Here is a 16,235-nt window from a genome sequence, read left to right on the forward strand (position 1 = left end):
TACAAAAAAACATCGTGTGCGAGGCGCACTTGCTACTATCAATGCATAGCATATTAAAAATAATAGGATAAGTTGAATTTGTCTGGTTGGTTACGGTCATTTTCAACCTGCTGTCATTAGACATCATTATAACTGTTAAGGAAGCATTATGACCGACGCAACGATCAACACAGTCACCATCAGTAAAGAGGATATCCCAAGCGGTGGTATGAAATCATATAAGCAAGAGGACGATAGTATCATTTTAATCACTCGCGATGACGATGAGTTCCGTGCATTCGATGGTAAGTGCCCACATGCTGGTGCAGACTTAGGTAATGGATTACGCTGTGGCAATCGGGTAGTTTGTCCTTGGCATCATGCAACTTTTGATAGTCGCGATGGCTCACTATTAGAGCCGATAGCGACAAAAGGCTTGACCCAGTATGAGCTGACTCATGATGGTGATAATCTGACAGTCGATACCTCAGCTCAGATAACGGGGCAGATCGAAAGTGATAAATTGACTGATACCCATACTATTATCGTTGGTGGTGGCGGTGCAGGATTTATGACAGCCGACCAGTTGCGTCAGGGTGGCTATGGCGGCAAGATTACGTTGATTAGTAAAGAGGATAAAGCTCCTTACAACCGACCTTTATTATCCAAAGCGTTTTTGGCAGGTAAGATGGACGAGGATAAGCTGCTATTGGGCGGTGCCAATTGGGCGGATAATAACAATATTGAGTTACGCCTCAACCAAACGGTTAGCGAAGTGCTACCCAATGAAGCGACTGTCGTCATCGAAGATGATGATGGCAACAGCGAGCGACAAACCGCAGACTTCTTGGTCGTCGCCACTGGTGCTAAACCAAACTTACCACCTATCAAAGGTGCTGAGATAGATGGCGTATATACGCTACGTAGCATGAGTGATGCCAAATTAATTAAAGCGGCCAGTCATGACCAGCGTGTGGTGATCATCGGTACAGGTTTTATCGGTATGGAGACCGCTTCGACATTAGCGCAAGCAGGCACGACAGCTTCTATTACAGTGATTGGGCAAGGTAGCCGTGTGATGGGCAATATTGTCTCTGAAACGGTGAGTAACGCCTTAATTAAGTTACATAAAGAGAAGGGCATCAATTTTGTGTTTGATGCAACCGTCAATGAAATTACTAAGGTTGACCGTCAAGTGGACAAGGATGAAGATAACAATAATCAGGCTTTCTCAAATGTAGGCGGTGTCACGCTGGCGAATGGTGAGCATATTGATGCCGATATCGTGATATTGGGTACTGGCGTGTCTCCACGTACAGAGATATTGAGCGAAGTTAACGATCCAGATGGTGTACAAGTCGATGCGCATCTACAGCTGCGCGATGGCGTCTACGCGCTAGGTGATATTGCAAAAGCCAGCAATAAAATGGGTCGCATGCGTATCGAGCATTGGCGCGTGGCGCTGCAGCATGGCATGGTCACAGCTGCTGCAATCCTAAGTGACGACAGTGTTGACTCATTAGAAGCGCGTATTCCGTTCTTTTGGACCATGCAATATGGCAAGAGCCTACGCTATAGCGGTCATGCCGCGACACCAGATCACAATATCCTATTTGGTACGCCAGATACGCATGATTATATCGAATACTACTTCGATGATGAAGGCGAGGATACACGGGCTAGTGCGGCAAGTACGCTTGGACGTGATAAAGAGTTGGTTGCCTTCTCCGAGCTATTACGCCGTGGTCATGCACCGACGCGCGCGCAGCTTAATGCAGGTCTTGATATTATTGAGCAAGCCCATGCATTATCGCCCTAGTACTATCAAGCAATAATTATTAGTATCTGGGGCATGTCACAATTAGCATATGAATACATTTAGTGGTCTTAAAATGGCTAAATTTTGCTAAACATCGTCAGAAATCTTGCAAATATGTTCATATTAACGGCAATTTCTTCCTCGTTTATCTACAACTTTTCTCATTTTAAGCCGCACAATCTAAGTAATGACATATCCCTAGACTGGCTTAGTGATCTAAGTCAGTTTTTTTATAGTTAAATCTATATAGATCTGCTACATCGTCATCCTTGTTAAGTATACTAATGTATCACTTGCATTCGGTTTTCTTGTATCGAAATTATTTGAATGCAACTATACATAGATAGAAAAGGAAAAATTATAATATGAGCGAAAATAATATAAATAACAGTAATATAAAAACAGACCATTTTGATAAAGAGTCGGTATTTTTGCGTGAAGCGACATTAGAGGATATTGGCGCACTTGAGCAGTTATTGAATTGCTGCTATCGCGAGACAGCAGGCTGGACCAATGAGGCCGATTTGATCGGTGGTATTCGAACCACACCAGCGGAGCTTGCTGCTGTAATCAATGATCCTAATCACTATTACTTTGTCTATCCGAAAACCACAACGGGCGACCGTGATGGAGAAGAAACGGGTGAAATACTTGGCTGTATCGCTGTCGATATCAAAACTGATGCTGTCTCAAATAAGAAAGCCTATATCGGCATGTTTGCGGTACATCCTATGCTACAAGGGAAGGGTGTTGGGAACGTGATTTTACAAGCGGCTGAGACCTTTGCAGATCGTCATTTACAGTCACTGAATCAGCCTAGCCGTCTGACCATGTCTATACTAAGTCATCGTCCTGAGCTTTTGGCTTACTATCAGCGCCGTGGTTATCAGTTCAATGGTAATAAAATGCCATTTCCAAATGATGGCAATAATGGCGAGCCAAAGCGTGATGATTTAGAGCTATTAGAACTTGAAAAAATCGTTAGCTAATCAAGTTGGCCTAGTAAAAAACACTAAAAAATATTCTATCTCGCTCAACCCCAAAAATGTCCAAAGGTCATAAATAGTCCAATACTCAGCAGCATAAATGCCACAATGATTAGGCGCTTGAACCAGTTAAATGCTGGCAAGCGCGTGGCATTATCATCTGACATCAGATAAGCGAACAAAAATAATAGGCTTGCTGCCAAGGTCATGATGCCAAGCCCAATCGGTAATATAAATAGATACACTTGCCACACAGTCATCTCTCAACGGTCAGTATTAAGCGCATCATAACAGCATCGGGATTGCGCTGTCAGTATGCCTTGCTTTAAATTTTCCAATACAAATAATGATTAGAAACATACAGTAATCATCAGGACGATATAAAAGTAATGAGCCAGCTTTAGACCTAGGAAGCTATATGCTTACGCCATGACTGACAATAAAAAAGGACGCCCAAATGGCATCCTTTTTTATCATAGCTAAGACTTAAGAGTAATATTGTCCAGTGAGTCTAACGCATCGTCACAAACTCTTCTGAGCCAGTTGGATGAATGGCAACGGTATTATCAAAGTCAGCCTTGGTCGCACCCATTTTAATCGCAACAGCAAAGCCCTGAATCATCTCATCGACGCCAAAACCAATACCATGCAGGCCAATGACTTTTTCGTCATCGCCCAGGCATACTAGCTTCATGGTGCATTTTTGACGATGCTGAGTGACCGCGCTATACATATCGGTAAAGCTTGAGGTATAACACTTGATGTTTTCTTTGCCGTAGCGTTCTACAGCGTCGATTTCAGACAGTCCAATCGTACCGATAGCCGGATGAGTAAAGATTACGGTCGGTATCAACGAGTAGTCCAAATGCTCATTAGGTTTGTTGTTAAACAAACGCTCTGATAAACGGCGACCTGCGGCAATCGCTACAGGCGTTAGATCTACGCTATTTTCGATAATATCGCCGACTGCATAAATACCATCGACATTGGTGTTTTGGAATTTATCGACTTTGATTTTACCAGTCTCGGTTGTCTCGACCCCTGTCACTTGCAGATTGATTCCATCAGTCGATGGCGCGCGACCAATCGCCCAGATCAAGCAGTCAACAGTGTCGATACAGTCTTCACCGCCATCGTTGGTGGTCAAATCGAGGCTGTCATCGTCATTTTTATTGACTTCACTGATCACCGTATTGGTGTGTAACTTAATGCCAGCTTGTTCCATTTCTATCAGCAAAGTCTCTACGATAGTATGGTCAAACGTACGTAGTGGCGAGTGTTTGCGCACATACAAATGCACTTCGGCACCCAGACTGTTTAACACGCCTGCGATCTCGACAGCGATATATCCTGCACCTACAATCGCCACACGTTTTGGCAAATGATTCAACGCAAAGAATCCATCAGAGTCGATGCCGTATTCTGCGCCTTTGATATCTGGCTGAATAGGATGACCGCCCGTAGCAATCAAAATATGGTCTGCGGTAATCAGCTCGCCATTTACTTCTACGGTATTGGTATCGACAAACTTAGCAAAGCCTTTGATCACTTCGACGCCGTTTTTGGCCAAGTTATTGTCATAAGCGCGGTGAATGTTTTCGATATATTGTTGACGGCTCTGTACCAGCTTTTGGAAGTCAAAACCTTTAACGTCGACATCAAAACCATAGTCTGGTGCATATTTATGGATGGCTTCAGCCACTTGCGCGCCATACCACATTACTTTTTTGGGCACACAGCCCAAATTCACACAAGTGCCGCCCAATTGATTGGCTTCGATAATGGCGCATTTTTTACCATAGCTGGCTGCACGGTTGAGTGACGCGATACCGCCGCTACCGCCGCCAATAGAGATATAGTCATAATGTTTGGTCATAATACGGTCTCTTTATTAAGTTGTTATTAGTGCTGTTTCTGACTCTACTGTAATGGGTCTTATCATCCATCTTACAAGTTTTTTATGGTTAGCGTGTGTTGAATCGCTTGAGTATAAACGGTGGTTGGTTAAGAAAAGCCCAACATTTAGATATTTAAATCTACTCAAACCCATTTATACAATAGGACGACGTCTATAAAATAACAGCCCCGGAATAGACAAGCCAAGTACCAATCCTGAGGTCACAAACAGCGCTTCAAACAAGTACACCATCATTTGGCTAAATAACTCATCTGAAAAGCCGAAATAACCAATCTGTACCATGCTGACCATCGCCTTATAAGCGGCGATACCGGGCATCATACAGATGACGCTAGGCGAGATAAGCGCTTTGGGTGGCAGAGTATATTTCTTAGAAAAATACACACCCAAAAAGCTGGCAAGCATCGCCCCAAAAAAGCTAGCAACCACGATATGAATGTGCTGATAAACCAGCGCTGTTTTTAGACCAAAGCCAAACGCGGTCATCAGTAAACACGGCAATATATAGCGTTTGGGTACGCTAAACATCAGCGTCCAACCAAGGGTGATGATACAAGACAGTATGACGGTCTCAATAAACCACATCTTAAAACCCCCAGTGCTGTATGCGAAGTAAAACCAGCGCCATGACGATGCCAACGCACGCGGATAAGGTGAGCATATAGGTAAAGACCGCACGCCCAACGCCAATATTGACATAGCCTTTTAGAATATCGGACAAAGAGTTAATCAACGGAAAACTGGGCACCAATAGCAGTACGCTGGAGGCCACGGCAATATCGGCATTATTGCCAATATCAAAATAATAAGTCGTCGCCCCAATCAGTGAGGCAATAAAAGCCGTCACAATGACGGTGATAAAAGGGTTAAAGTGGTGCTTGGACAAATAGATACGGGTAAACATCGCTACCATGCCAGCGATAAATGTCACCGCCGTAATCGACCAACTACCGCCATTCAAGTAAGCAAATGCGGCACAAGATGCGCCAACAAACACGCTTACTAACCATGTTGGATATACGGTCTTATCCAGCTCATCAAAGGCAAGGGTAGTGCGGTCAATCAAGTCATTATGATCGACAGTGGCTTCGGTTTTATTGACGATTTGCTGGATTTGTACCAATAAATTGACATTGATGCTCTGATTGATCGTATCTCTGGTAGTGGTGATACAGCGCTCGTCACAGATAGTCGTCAGGGTGATGGCGTTAAAGTTCAGTGAACATTCGACGCTGTTCATTCCCAAGGCAAGCCCCAAGCGTTTGGATAAGTCCACCACCACGGCAGACTCAGCGCCATACTGCATAAGGAGTAATCCGCAGCGCACGCATAGTCGGGTAATGCGCTGCTGCTTTACGTAGCTGATAGAGGTCATGGGTGAGATACGCATGTTGGTTGGTATTGATACGCTATTATAAAGGGTCTGGGAGTGGATATGGTAGCGATACGAATATAGCAAGGTAACAATATAGTCAATCTTCTATAAAAGAGTGACAGCGTTAACCTCGTTTGAAGTATCACAGTCACCTCTACACTCGGTTGCCTTGTATCTCTTTTAAACTGAATCAACGATAGCGTCACTCACAGTGCTGATTTGCTACTATTATAAAGCGTAAACCCCTATCGCAAGGAGCATAAAATGCATATCGCTATTTTGACTTTGACGTTCTCATTGCCCGGCTGTAGCTCGCTAAAAGAAAAACGCCACCGTATGGGCGGCTTGCACGCGCGCTTTGGCAATGTGCCAAGCGTCGCAGTTTGTGAGAGTGGTGAGCGCGATCGGCATGACGCCAGCGAGTGGACGTTTGTGATCGTTGGACTGTCAAAACGTGAAGTCGAGTCGCAATGTAGTCAAATTGAGGAAAAGCTAGAACGTACGGTAGATGCAAGGGTGATGAATGTTGAAAGAGAGTTTGTTTAAGTTGGCTTTATACCTGTAGAGACTTTTTTCTAGGTAACTATTTTAGTCAAAAGCTATAATAACTATGACTAGAACAGGTTTTTTGTTAAATTATCAGTACTACTCAACCACATTTTGATAGGGGCTTCACTCTCTGGACTTACACTTATTTTTTCATTCAAAAGCTCTATTATCCACTGTCTTACTTTTTCTTTTTTCCCCCCAAGCTTATTGAGTACGGGATGTAGTAAAATAGAATGAATGAACTGTCTACGATATCTTTCATTATCAATTTCTGTCCAAATCATATCTCTTAGAATAACTTTGTCAACGAGTTTAAGAGTATGTATGTCGTCGTCATTTGCAATTCTTTTATCATAGAATCGCAAAAAAATATAAGAAATAGTGTTGGTATTAGCATTAGTTGGACTATAGTTTTCTAGAGCTTCTAGAACAAAATCATAAAATCGTTCATAAGGCTCTATACTAAATGCATACCAATCGTTTATAGATGGCTTTGACTGTGATGAGTTGATTTTCTGTTTGATAAAAATTTTAACGTGATCATGTAATTTGTCAGATAAGTCCTTCCTTTTACATGCTTCAAGAATGTCACAATATAAACTCAAGTTGTCTAATTGTGCTGGGTTTATTCTACTACAAGCTACATAGTAAAGACGTTCAGGAAATTTGTGTTCTAATTTTAAACTTTGATACTCATAAATAACCTGCGTGTGTAGTCTTTCATCCCTTAGAATATTTTCATTTATTATATCTTTTTCAATACAATTTTGAGCTATTTCAGAATCAAGTTCGAGGTTTTTAATTATATTGATAATTAACTTACCCCAATTTGCTATCAAGAAATCTTGATAAAAGTCTTGAAGAACAGCACGTACTTTTCTTAAAATATCGACTTCTTCTTTCTTTCCCTCTGGAGTTTCCCCAATAATAAGGAAATTATCAGAATGTATACTATTATTTTCATCAAAAATTTTGACGAAAGTATCGAAACTTATATTTTCATCAAGTCTATATGGTATGTCGTGGGCAAGTGTAATGATTAGAAGGGATTGTAGTATTTGACGTTTACTTTCAAGTGATAAATTCGGATCTACATTTTCAAGAATATAACTAAACATTTTATGAACACGTTGATAGAAACGTAAATTCTTAATTTCTAATGCCTTGTAAAATTTCTCATAAATAGGAAATAATTCATAGTTTTTGACTATATCATCTTTAATAATGGATAAGGAATCATCTAAAACTAATAATTCATCAAACACCTTTTCTTTATGCTTGTTGAAATAGTCTTTATCTTCTGATTGATCACTGTGTAATATCATGACAACTTGGCACTTACGCTCATTTTTAAGATAATTCACCAATCCCATTATTTCTGACATCGATAAGCTATCTGATCTCCTTTCTATATCATCTAAGCAAACTAACGTATTTTTAAGATGTGAAAAAACTACGCTAGTAATAATATTATTACCAAGATTTAGTCCTATGCGTACATCAGAAGTAGTTCCAATACTGCTACCTGTGAGGGATGATAGAACCTTTTTAGTAGGTTTGAGAATGTCTTTTTTCCATATACTCCCATTAGCGCCAACTGATTTGTGCACTTCTATAGCAATTGCAGATTTAAGATTTGCTAGTGAATCCAAACCAAACAAAGAAACATAGGCATACTTCTTACCAGAAAATGCTTTTTCATTATTATTACGAAGTTCTTTCCATAAGTGTGTTTTGCCGATACCCCATTCGCCAGTCAGCGCGATAGCAAAAGGATTGTTATTATCAACTAGTTCTAAAATTCGACTATCGATATTTACTGCATTTGCCATTGCTAGTTACCTTACAGATGTTCTTAAATTGATAATGATATTAACACCAAACTCTAAATTCTACCCAACAAAAAGGCCACTCCCGAAAGAGTGGCCTTTTATCAACGATTATCTAAAAAGTATTAGTTATTGCGGACGGCCTTGACCATGTCCTTCAGGTTTTTTATACCCTTTTGCAGTCATACAGGCTTCTAGCTTCTTCATATCACTTTTACTTGGACGACTTTCTTTAGTCATTTTCACGCCAGCTCGTTGAGCACAGTCATCCATGGCTTGCTTCATATCCGCTGACATCGCAGGTCTTTGATGGTTGTGATCGCTTACGCCATTTGATGTGCCGCCTGACGCACAGGCACTAACGCCAACAGTAGATGCTAAGAAAATAAATAGTAATTTTTTCATGGAGAGTCCTTAAGAGTTTCAGAGATCATGCAGGAGTGAGTAATGTCAATTTGTGTGGGTTATATCGTTATTAACCAGTTGTTTCTATATCGTATATGTCTACGCGTCATATCTAACCATTTAAATATTAATACATTTAACTTTTAAGTATCTTTAATAAATATTAAGAAAGGTAACGTAGTGAAGTAACTTAAGCCTTAGTTTATATATCAATTTTCATTTATAGCTTATAGTTTGTGCTTTGCCTTATACCAGCCCATAAAAAAGGCCACCCTATAAAGAGTGGCCTTTTATCAATCATGACTAACGGTATTAGCTGACTTCTTTCATACCTTGCTCAAGCATCGGTTTTAAGAATATACCCGTGTATGATTCTTTGACTTCAGCCACTTCCTCAGGCGTGCCTTCAGCGATGATCATACCGCCACCTTTACCGCCTTCAGGGCCTAGATCAATCACCCAGTCCGCCGTCTTGATAACATCCAAGTTATGCTCAATGACTACGATAGTATTACCTTTATCACGTAGGGCATGTAGGATATTGAGCAGCTTATCGATATCATGGAAATGTAAACCAGTGGTTGGCTCATCCAAGATATACAGCGTCTGTCCTGTATCGCGTTTGGCAAGCTCACGCGCCAGTTTGACACGTTGCGCTTCACCACCTGAGAGTGTTGGGGCAGACTGACCCAAACGAATGTAACTCAGACCGACATCCATCAATGCTTGCAGACGACGATAGATCGCTGGTATCGCTGAGAAGAACTCAACGGCATCTTCAACCGTCATATCGAGCACATCAGCAATAGTTTTGCCTTTATAGTGAATCTCTAGCGTCTCGCGATTGTAGCGCTTGCCCTCACAGGTATCACATGGCACATACATATCAGGTAAGAAATGCATCTCAACTTTGATTAGACCATCACCTTGGCACATCTCACAGCGTCCGCCTTTTACATTGAAACTAAAGCGACCAGGCTTGTAACCACGAGCACGCGCTTCTTGGGTCTGGGCAAACATCTCACGCACAGGGGTAAATACGCCAGTATAAGTCGCTGGGTTTGAGCGCGGTGTACGACCGATTGGGCTTTGATCGATATCGACCATTTTGTCTAAATGCTCAAGACCGCTGATGCTTTCAAACTTATCGGCAATCAGCGTTGAGGCATTGTTTAACTGAGTCGCTGCCAATGGCATAAGGGTACGGTTAATCAAGGTTGATTTACCCGAACCTGAGACACCCGTCACACAAGTCATGATACCAACAGGAATGGTCAAATCTACATCGTGCAAGTTATTGCCTGACGCGCCTTTTAGCTCGATGGTCATAGGTACTTTTTTGGCTTTGGCCTTACCTTTGACTTCCACATCGATGGTTTTGGCTTTATGACGCACAGTTGGAATCTCGATTTTCTTCTTACCAGACATATATTGCCCAGTCAGCGATTCTTTGTTTGCCATGATGTCATCGACCGTACCTTGGGCGATAATATGACCGCCATGTACGCCTGCACCGATACCGATATCAATCACGTGATCTGCTTGGCGAATCGCATCTTCATCGTGCTCTACGACCAGTACCGTATTACCCAAGTCACGTAAGCGCGTAAGGGTTTTTAGTAGGCGATCATTATCACGTTGATGCAGACCGATTGACGGCTCATCAAGTACATACATGACGCCCATCAAACCAGCACCGATTTGGCTAGCCAGACGAATACGCTGCGCTTCACCGCCTGATAATGTTTCGGCAGAGCGGGCGAGTGTTAGATAGTCCAGACCAACGCTGACGAGGAAGTTTAAGCGCTCATTAATCTCTTTAAAGATTTTTTCGGCGACTTCACCTTTATGACCACCAATCTTTAGCGTTTTATAATAGTCCGCCGCATCACCAATAGATAGCTTAACGATTTCTGCAATGGTCTGATCATCAACACGGACATTGCGTGAGATTTCATTCAGACGCGCGCCGTCACAGACGTTACAAGTGGTATCTGCCAGATATTTAGCTAACTCATCACGGACAAGGTTACTTTGCGTCTTGGCATAACGACGCTCTAGGTAGGGAAGCACACCTTCAAATGGTACAGTCTTATTCGTCTTGCGGCCGCGCTCATCGGTAAAGTTAAAGGTCAGCTTCTCTTTACCAGAGCCATGCATGATGAGGTCTTGCTGCTCTTTAGACAGATCTTGCCATGGTGCATCCATATCAATTTTGAAATGCTTACAGACCGTGCTAAGCAAGCCAAAATAGTACGCATGACGCTTGTCCCAGCCATTGATAGCACCTTGGTTAAGTGACTTCTCATGATGAGTAATCAGTTTTTCAGCGGCGAAATATTGGCGTTTACCAAGACCATCACAGCTTGGGCATGCGCCGTATGGATTGTTAAAACTGAACATGCGTGGCTCAAGCTCAGGCACTGCCCGATCACAGACAGGGCATGAATGCTTGGCTGACATCACTTGGTTTTCGTCACCGCCTTCTTTTGGATTACCATCCATAAAGTGTAGCGTGACCAGCCCTTGACCCAAACGTAACGCCGTCTCTAAGCTCTCAGCGACACGGTTGCCCAAGTCATCACGAACTTTAAAGCGATCGACCACCACTTCGATGGTATGTTTTTTCTTTTTATCTAACGTTGGTAGCTCATCGGTATCGTAAACATCACCGTCGACGCGCACACGGACAAAGCCTTGACCAATCAGCTGCTCAAGCAAGACGGTATGCTCACCTTTACGCTCACGAATCACCGGTGCCAAAATCATAATCTTGGTGTCATCTGGCAAGGCCATGACCTGATCGACCATCTCAGTGACCGACTGCGCGACCATTGGCTCACCATGCTCAGGGCAATATGGCGTACCGATACGTGCATAGAGCAGGCGCAGATAGTCATAAATCTCGGTAATCGTACCGACGGTCGAGCGTGGGTTATGGTTGGTTGATTTTTGCTCGATAGCAATCGCAGGGGATAGACCCTCGATACTATCGACGTCGGGTTTCTCCATTTGCGAGAGGAACTGACGAGCGTATGCCGATAAGCTTTCGACATAACGACGTTGCCCTTCGGCATATAGCGTGTCAAATGCCAATGAAGATTTACCAGAGCCAGATAGGCCAGTGATTACCACGAATTTATCTCGTGGAATGTCTAAATCGATGTTTTTTAAATTATGAGTACGTGCGCCGCGTATTGCGATATGGTCATGTGCCATCGGTTACAGGTTTCCTATTTGCTAAAAGGGGATTGGGAAATATCTCAAGTCAAAAAGTAAATACAGATCAGTAAAGTGGTTGGTTAAAAGGTGAATAATTCTAAATTTATGGTGTTGTTATAAGTAGTGTCGTTATAAAGGGTACATATATTGATAAGGTAAAAGTTATGCCAGCCTAGTTATTCATTTTCTATTATTGTTTGGCTCTATATTGTTTGTCGTTTCTACGATTATTTTTATAGGACTCAGCAAATCTAAATCAAATCAGTGTTAAGTAACAGGCATCGTTTGTTATGGTTTTGACCAAAAATGTCATTTTATAGGAGCGTTCGTCGTTACATAGATATGGTGAGTTAGCCATTAATTGTGCTGACAACGTTTTACTTTATTGTCACGGTGACAGCATTATTCAAGGCATGACTGTCCATCTGATGCACTTGGTAACAAAATAATCTCGTAATATGAATGGCTTGGGTTAAGGGCGCATACGTTACTGCACCAGTAAGACAAAAGTTTCGGCAACCAAACGGCGAATGTCTTATACTAGGGGGCTTGATTTATAGGCCAATGCCTTGATAAACCAGTAGTGATAAATCATGGTATGGCGCAAGTGTTAGTCGCGAAAGATAGCAATGAGCAACCAGCAATGATCAACCAGTGAGGCAAGTATGAATAGCGTAGAGAAACGGGCAATTCTCGGAGTCGGTGGCATCTTTGCCTTACGTATGATTGGCTTGTTTATGATTGTGCCGGTATTTTCTGTTTACGGTGACAATTATGCACACGCAACGCCGTTTTTGATTGGTTTGGCCGTTGGTATTTATGGCTTAGGGCAGGCTATTTTTCAGATACCGATGAGTTTGGCTGCTGATAAATTTCCGCGTAAGCCTATTATCTTTTTGGGATTGATATTGTTCGCTGTCGGCGGCATGATTGCAGCAAATGCGACGGATATTTACGAAGTGATCATTGGTCGAGCGCTGGCGGGTAGTGGCGCGGTCTCTGCTGTGCTTATGGCGTTACTGGCTGATGTGACTCGTGAAGAGATGCGTACCAAAGCGATGGCCACGATGGGTCTGACGATTGCGACCTCTATTATGCTCGCCTTTGCTTTTGGTCCATTGTTAGTCGGATCGCTCGGAATCTCTGGACTGTTTTGGCTAACTTCAGGATTTGCTATATTGGCGATGCTGCTATTGGTGGTGGTACCGACGCCTATGCGCGTGCTCAAGCACAATCTGGATAATAAGACCATCGGTCAACAGTTGGCTACTGTCCTCAAGATTGGTGATCTTAACCGCTTACATATCGGTATCTTTGCGCTACATCTGACGATGACTGCGATATTTGTGATATTGCCGCACCAGCTCAGTGACGTACTTGGCTTGTCAGTACGTCAGCAAGGCATGGTGTATTTGCCGCTATTGTTTATTGGCTTCGCCATCGCGATACCGTTTATTATCATCGCTGAAAAGAAACGCAAAATGCGTCAGGTGTTTTTGGGTGCAATTGCACTGATGACTGCCGCTTTAGCAATACTCGCGCTTGGTAGTCAGGTCGGTGTTGGTATCATATTGGGTTTGCTGCTGTACTTTATGGGCTTTAACTTGCTTGAGGCGACGATTCCCTCATGGATATCTAAGCGCGCACCAGTCGCCAATAAAGCGACCGCGATGGGGCTTAACTCTTCTAGTCAGTTCTTTGGAGCATTTGTAGGCGGGGCAATGGGTGGTCTGTTATTAAGCCAGCCTAATTTTTTGGCGTGGGGCATACTGGCTATTATTATGGGTGCCGCACTACTTATCATTATTCCCATTTCTCAGCCTCCCTATCTATCGAGCACTACCGTTACTATTCCCAAAGATATCAATATCCAAGACTGGTCGCGACAAATGCTGGCAGTAGATGGTGTTGATGAGCTGGTCGTCATGGCAAAAGAGCAAGTCGCCTATCTAAAGTTAGATAAGACACAGTTGACGGACGATTCACGTCAGCAGCTATCGAGTTTGGCGCAGAGTCCGCTAGATATTTAATACGATATATAACAGCTTTAGGCTTATGTTTTTATATAGAAACAAAGCCAAATAGCAAAAATTGCACAGACAGCAGTCTCATAAACCACCAATATCAATCAGTAGAAACTAACTATTTATCTCTATTTAAAAGGAATTAATATGAGTAAATTTAAGATGCTGTCTGGTAATGTCATTGAGGGTAAAAAGAAGGCGCATCGCTCAATAACCAAGTTAACAGCAGGTCTTGGTTTATCAGCCATGCTACTAACTTCTGGTTGCGCCACACAAAATATTCAGGCGTATCAGAACACCACACCGACGCTCGACATGCATGAGTTTTTTTTGGGTCAAATCGATGGTTGGGGTATGTTCCAAGGTCGAAATGGTGAGGTCAAAAAACGCTTTTATGTCGACATTGATGCGACCCATGAGGGAGATGATGTCATTGTCCTAAACGAGAAATTCTCGTGGGCAGATGGCACGAAATCGCAGCGTATATGGCGTCTGACTGAGCAGACAGATGGCAGCTGGAAAGGTGTCGCAGGTGATGTCATTGGTGAGGCTACTGGAGAAGTGGTGGGCAATACGTTGCACTGGAATTACTTATTAGAGTTACCTGTCGAGGACAAAACCTACAAAGTAACGTTCGATGATTGGATGTATCTTATTAATGAGGATGTCATGCTCAATCGCTCAGTGATGAAAAAATTTGGCGTTGAGCTGGGTAGCGTGACGTTGAGCATGCATCGCAAGCCTTCTGATGTTAATTAAAAACGTCTAAATCATTTGATAATAAATAAGGTGCTATGCAATATCGATAAAGGTGAAAGGTGTTCTTCAGCGTCTTAAAATGGCAAAATAGCAGCATATTTATCTATTACCTGTTATTTATTGGACTCTACAATATCGACTAGTATATCAAGATAGAGTATCTAAGCGACATAGACTGACGTGCACCATAGGTAGCCTATAGATATTTCGATAAAAATTGGTTAAAGTAAAATTATACAATTGATAGTATCAAATGATGCTATCAGATAACGATTAAAACAGTTTATTAAATTATTCATAAGTAAAAGGACGGTATCATGCGCGGAGTCAATAAAGTTATCATCATCGGTAACCTCGGAGCAGATCCTGAGGCACGCCAATTCAGCAATGGCGGTAGCGTAACCAATATCTCGGTTGCGACATCAGAGCAGTGGACAGACAAACAAAGCGGCGAAAAAAGAGAAGCGACAGAGTGGCATCGTATCGCACTTTTTAACCGTCTAGGTGAAATCGCAGCGCAATACCTGCGCAAAGGCAGCAAAGTCTACATCGAAGGTAGTTTGCGTACACGTAAATACCAAGACCAAAGTGGTCAGGACCGTTACATTACTGAGATTCGTGCTGAACAAATGCAGATGCTTGATGGTCAAACTGGCGGCGGTCAGGGTGGAGATAGCTTTGGTGGTCAAAACCAAGGTCAGAGTGGCGGCTATAATAATCAAGGTGGCCAAAACAACCAGAATAACTTTGGTCAGCAAGCAAATAATCAGATGGCACATCAAGGTGGCTACAACCAACCAGCGGCTCAAGGTGGTCAGAATAGCTTTAACAATCAGGCGCCTGCTCAGCAAAACCAGTTCAATCAGCCAGCACAGAAACCTGCACAATCTAAGCCTACAGCAATGCCAGATGGCCCTGTAGATGATGATATTCCGTTCTGAGGAATACATAATTAAGTAATGTTCAAAAAGCCCTGCAACTGCAGGGCTTTTTTAATGCTTGCTATAGTTGATTCAGTTTAAAAGAGATATAAGGCAACTGAGTGCAGATGTAACTGTGATACTTCAAACGAGGTTAAGGCTGTAGCTCTTTTATAGAGGATTAACTATATCCAGAAATGTAATTCAGTTGATGCTTTTTAGCATAGTTAAACTAAATTTTTATTAAAGAATCTTTTAATTTATTTAATATGCTCTTAATTTTTAATCGAATAAACTTAAGTTTATTTATTATTGGTTTAACACTATTGGTTTTCACATTAGCTAGTATGCTTACTACCTTCCATACTCTATATTGACCGTTTATACCAAAAAATAATTATGATTAGTGACGTTTAGTTTTAAAAATTGCTATACTAACTTTATATGGCG

General features: G+C 42.3%; 13 protein-coding genes. 6 read left to right on the forward strand and 7 right to left on the reverse strand.

The window, feature by feature from the left end; genetic code table 11:
* The first annotated feature begins 148 nt into the window (after positions 1-148).
* Together QL886_RS11710 and QL886_RS11715 are read left to right on the forward strand one after the other, a co-directional pair.
* The gene (locus tag QL886_RS11710) at positions 149-1,798 is read left to right on the forward strand and encodes an FAD-dependent oxidoreductase (RefSeq protein ID WP_290178828.1); all 1,650 of its coding nucleotides are present in this window, start codon (positions 149-151) and stop codon (positions 1,796-1,798) included.
* A gap of 365 nt (positions 1,799-2,163) precedes the next feature.
* On the forward strand, positions 2,164-2,787 hold the full coding sequence (locus tag QL886_RS11715; RefSeq protein ID WP_290178829.1) for a GNAT family N-acetyltransferase: 624 nt from the start codon (positions 2,164-2,166) through the stop codon (positions 2,785-2,787).
* Positions 2,788-2,831: 44 nt separating this feature from the next.
* Here QL886_RS11715 and QL886_RS11720 read toward each other — a convergent pair whose 3' ends face one another.
* The 4 genes from QL886_RS11720 to QL886_RS11735 all read right to left on the reverse strand — a co-directional run bounded on the left by QL886_RS11720 (position 2,832) and on the right by QL886_RS11735 (position 6,077).
* On the reverse strand, positions 2,832-3,044 hold the full coding sequence (locus QL886_RS11720; protein ID WP_057761343.1) for a hypothetical protein: 213 nt from the start codon (positions 3,042-3,044) through the stop codon (positions 2,832-2,834).
* A 251-nt stretch (positions 3,045-3,295) separates the two neighbouring features.
* On the reverse strand, positions 3,296-4,660 hold the full coding sequence (gorA, locus tag QL886_RS11725; protein WP_290178830.1) for a glutathione-disulfide reductase: 1,365 nt from the start codon (positions 4,658-4,660) through the stop codon (positions 3,296-3,298).
* A gap of 174 nt (positions 4,661-4,834) precedes the next feature.
* On the reverse strand, positions 4,835-5,287 hold the full coding sequence (locus tag QL886_RS11730; protein ID WP_057761340.1) for a threonine/serine exporter family protein: 453 nt from the start codon (positions 5,285-5,287) through the stop codon (positions 4,835-4,837).
* Position 5,288: 1 nt separating this feature from the next.
* Positions 5,289-6,077: a threonine/serine exporter family protein gene (locus QL886_RS11735; protein WP_101205821.1), complete on the reverse strand. Its 789-nt coding sequence runs from the start codon at positions 6,075-6,077 to the stop codon at positions 5,289-5,291.
* 264 nt (positions 6,078-6,341) lie between these two features.
* Here QL886_RS11735 and QL886_RS11740 point away from each other — a divergent pair, with 264 nt between their 5' ends.
* Entirely contained in the window at positions 6,342-6,623 is a 282-nt protein-coding gene (locus QL886_RS11740) for a DUF503 domain-containing protein (RefSeq protein ID WP_290178833.1), read from the forward strand.
* A 68-nt stretch (positions 6,624-6,691) separates the two neighbouring features.
* Here the strand turns inward: QL886_RS11740 and QL886_RS11745 are convergent, their stop codons facing one another.
* From QL886_RS11745 to uvrA, 3 genes are all read right to left on the reverse strand, one after another.
* Complete coding sequence (locus QL886_RS11745) at positions 6,692-8,458, reverse strand: P-loop NTPase fold protein (RefSeq protein ID WP_290178834.1); 1,767 nt, start codon at positions 8,456-8,458, stop codon at positions 6,692-6,694.
* Positions 8,459-8,584: 126 nt separating this feature from the next.
* The gene (locus QL886_RS11750; RefSeq protein ID WP_290178836.1) at positions 8,585-8,860 is read right to left on the reverse strand and encodes a hypothetical protein; all 276 of its coding nucleotides are present in this window, start codon (positions 8,858-8,860) and stop codon (positions 8,585-8,587) included.
* A 312-nt stretch (positions 8,861-9,172) separates the two neighbouring features.
* Entirely contained in the window at positions 9,173-12,079 is a 2,907-nt protein-coding gene (gene uvrA / locus QL886_RS11755; RefSeq protein ID WP_201549591.1) for an excinuclease ABC subunit UvrA, read from the reverse strand.
* A 668-nt stretch (positions 12,080-12,747) separates the two neighbouring features.
* Between uvrA and QL886_RS11760 the strand changes: the two genes are divergently transcribed.
* The 3 genes from QL886_RS11760 (at position 12,748) to ssb (ending at position 15,806) form a co-directional block, all read left to right on the forward strand.
* Positions 12,748-14,112, forward strand: a complete 1,365-nt coding sequence (locus QL886_RS11760; protein ID WP_290178838.1) for an MFS transporter — start codon at positions 12,748-12,750, stop codon at positions 14,110-14,112.
* Positions 14,113-14,253: 141 nt separating this feature from the next.
* Entirely contained in the window at positions 14,254-14,865 is a 612-nt protein-coding gene (locus QL886_RS11765; RefSeq protein WP_290178839.1) for a DUF3833 domain-containing protein, read from the forward strand.
* A gap of 317 nt (positions 14,866-15,182) precedes the next feature.
* The gene (gene ssb, locus QL886_RS11770; protein WP_101204383.1) at positions 15,183-15,806 is read left to right on the forward strand and encodes a single-stranded DNA-binding protein; all 624 of its coding nucleotides are present in this window, start codon (positions 15,183-15,185) and stop codon (positions 15,804-15,806) included.
* Positions 15,807-16,235 lie beyond the last annotated feature (429 nt).

This window comes from Psychrobacter sp. APC 3281 (genome assembly GCF_030407815.1).
Classification (GTDB): domain Bacteria; phylum Pseudomonadota; class Gammaproteobacteria; order Pseudomonadales; family Moraxellaceae; genus Psychrobacter.

What these genes read in the sequence shown, in the direction of transcription:
- QL886_RS11710 (WP_290178828.1), top strand. Translation starts at nt 149, where the DNA reads ATGACCGACGCAACGATCAACACAGTCACCATCAGTAAAGAGGATATC.
- QL886_RS11715 (WP_290178829.1), top strand. Translation starts at nt 2,164, where the DNA reads ATGAGCGAAAATAATATAAATAACAGTAATATAAAAACAGACCATTTT.
- QL886_RS11720 (WP_057761343.1), bottom strand. Translation starts at nt 3,044, where the DNA reads ATGACTGTGTGGCAAGTGTATCTATTTATATTACCGATTGGGCTTGGC.
- gorA (WP_290178830.1), bottom strand. Translation starts at nt 4,660, where the DNA reads ATGACCAAACATTATGACTATATCTCTATTGGCGGCGGTAGCGGCGGT.
- QL886_RS11730 (WP_057761340.1), bottom strand. Translation starts at nt 5,287, where the DNA reads ATGTGGTTTATTGAGACCGTCATACTGTCTTGTATCATCACCCTTGGT.
- QL886_RS11735 (WP_101205821.1), bottom strand. Translation starts at nt 6,077, where the DNA reads ATGACCTCTATCAGCTACGTAAAGCAGCAGCGCATTACCCGACTATGC.
- QL886_RS11740 (WP_290178833.1), top strand. Translation starts at nt 6,342, where the DNA reads ATGCATATCGCTATTTTGACTTTGACGTTCTCATTGCCCGGCTGTAGC.
- QL886_RS11745 (WP_290178834.1), bottom strand. Translation starts at nt 8,458, where the DNA reads ATGGCAAATGCAGTAAATATCGATAGTCGAATTTTAGAACTAGTTGAT.
- QL886_RS11750 (WP_290178836.1), bottom strand. Translation starts at nt 8,860, where the DNA reads ATGAAAAAATTACTATTTATTTTCTTAGCATCTACTGTTGGCGTTAGT.
- uvrA (WP_201549591.1), bottom strand. Translation starts at nt 12,079, where the DNA reads ATGGCACATGACCATATCGCAATACGCGGCGCACGTACTCATAATTTA.
- QL886_RS11760 (WP_290178838.1), top strand. Translation starts at nt 12,748, where the DNA reads ATGAATAGCGTAGAGAAACGGGCAATTCTCGGAGTCGGTGGCATCTTT.
- QL886_RS11765 (WP_290178839.1), top strand. Translation starts at nt 14,254, where the DNA reads ATGAGTAAATTTAAGATGCTGTCTGGTAATGTCATTGAGGGTAAAAAG.
- ssb (WP_101204383.1), top strand. Translation starts at nt 15,183, where the DNA reads ATGCGCGGAGTCAATAAAGTTATCATCATCGGTAACCTCGGAGCAGAT.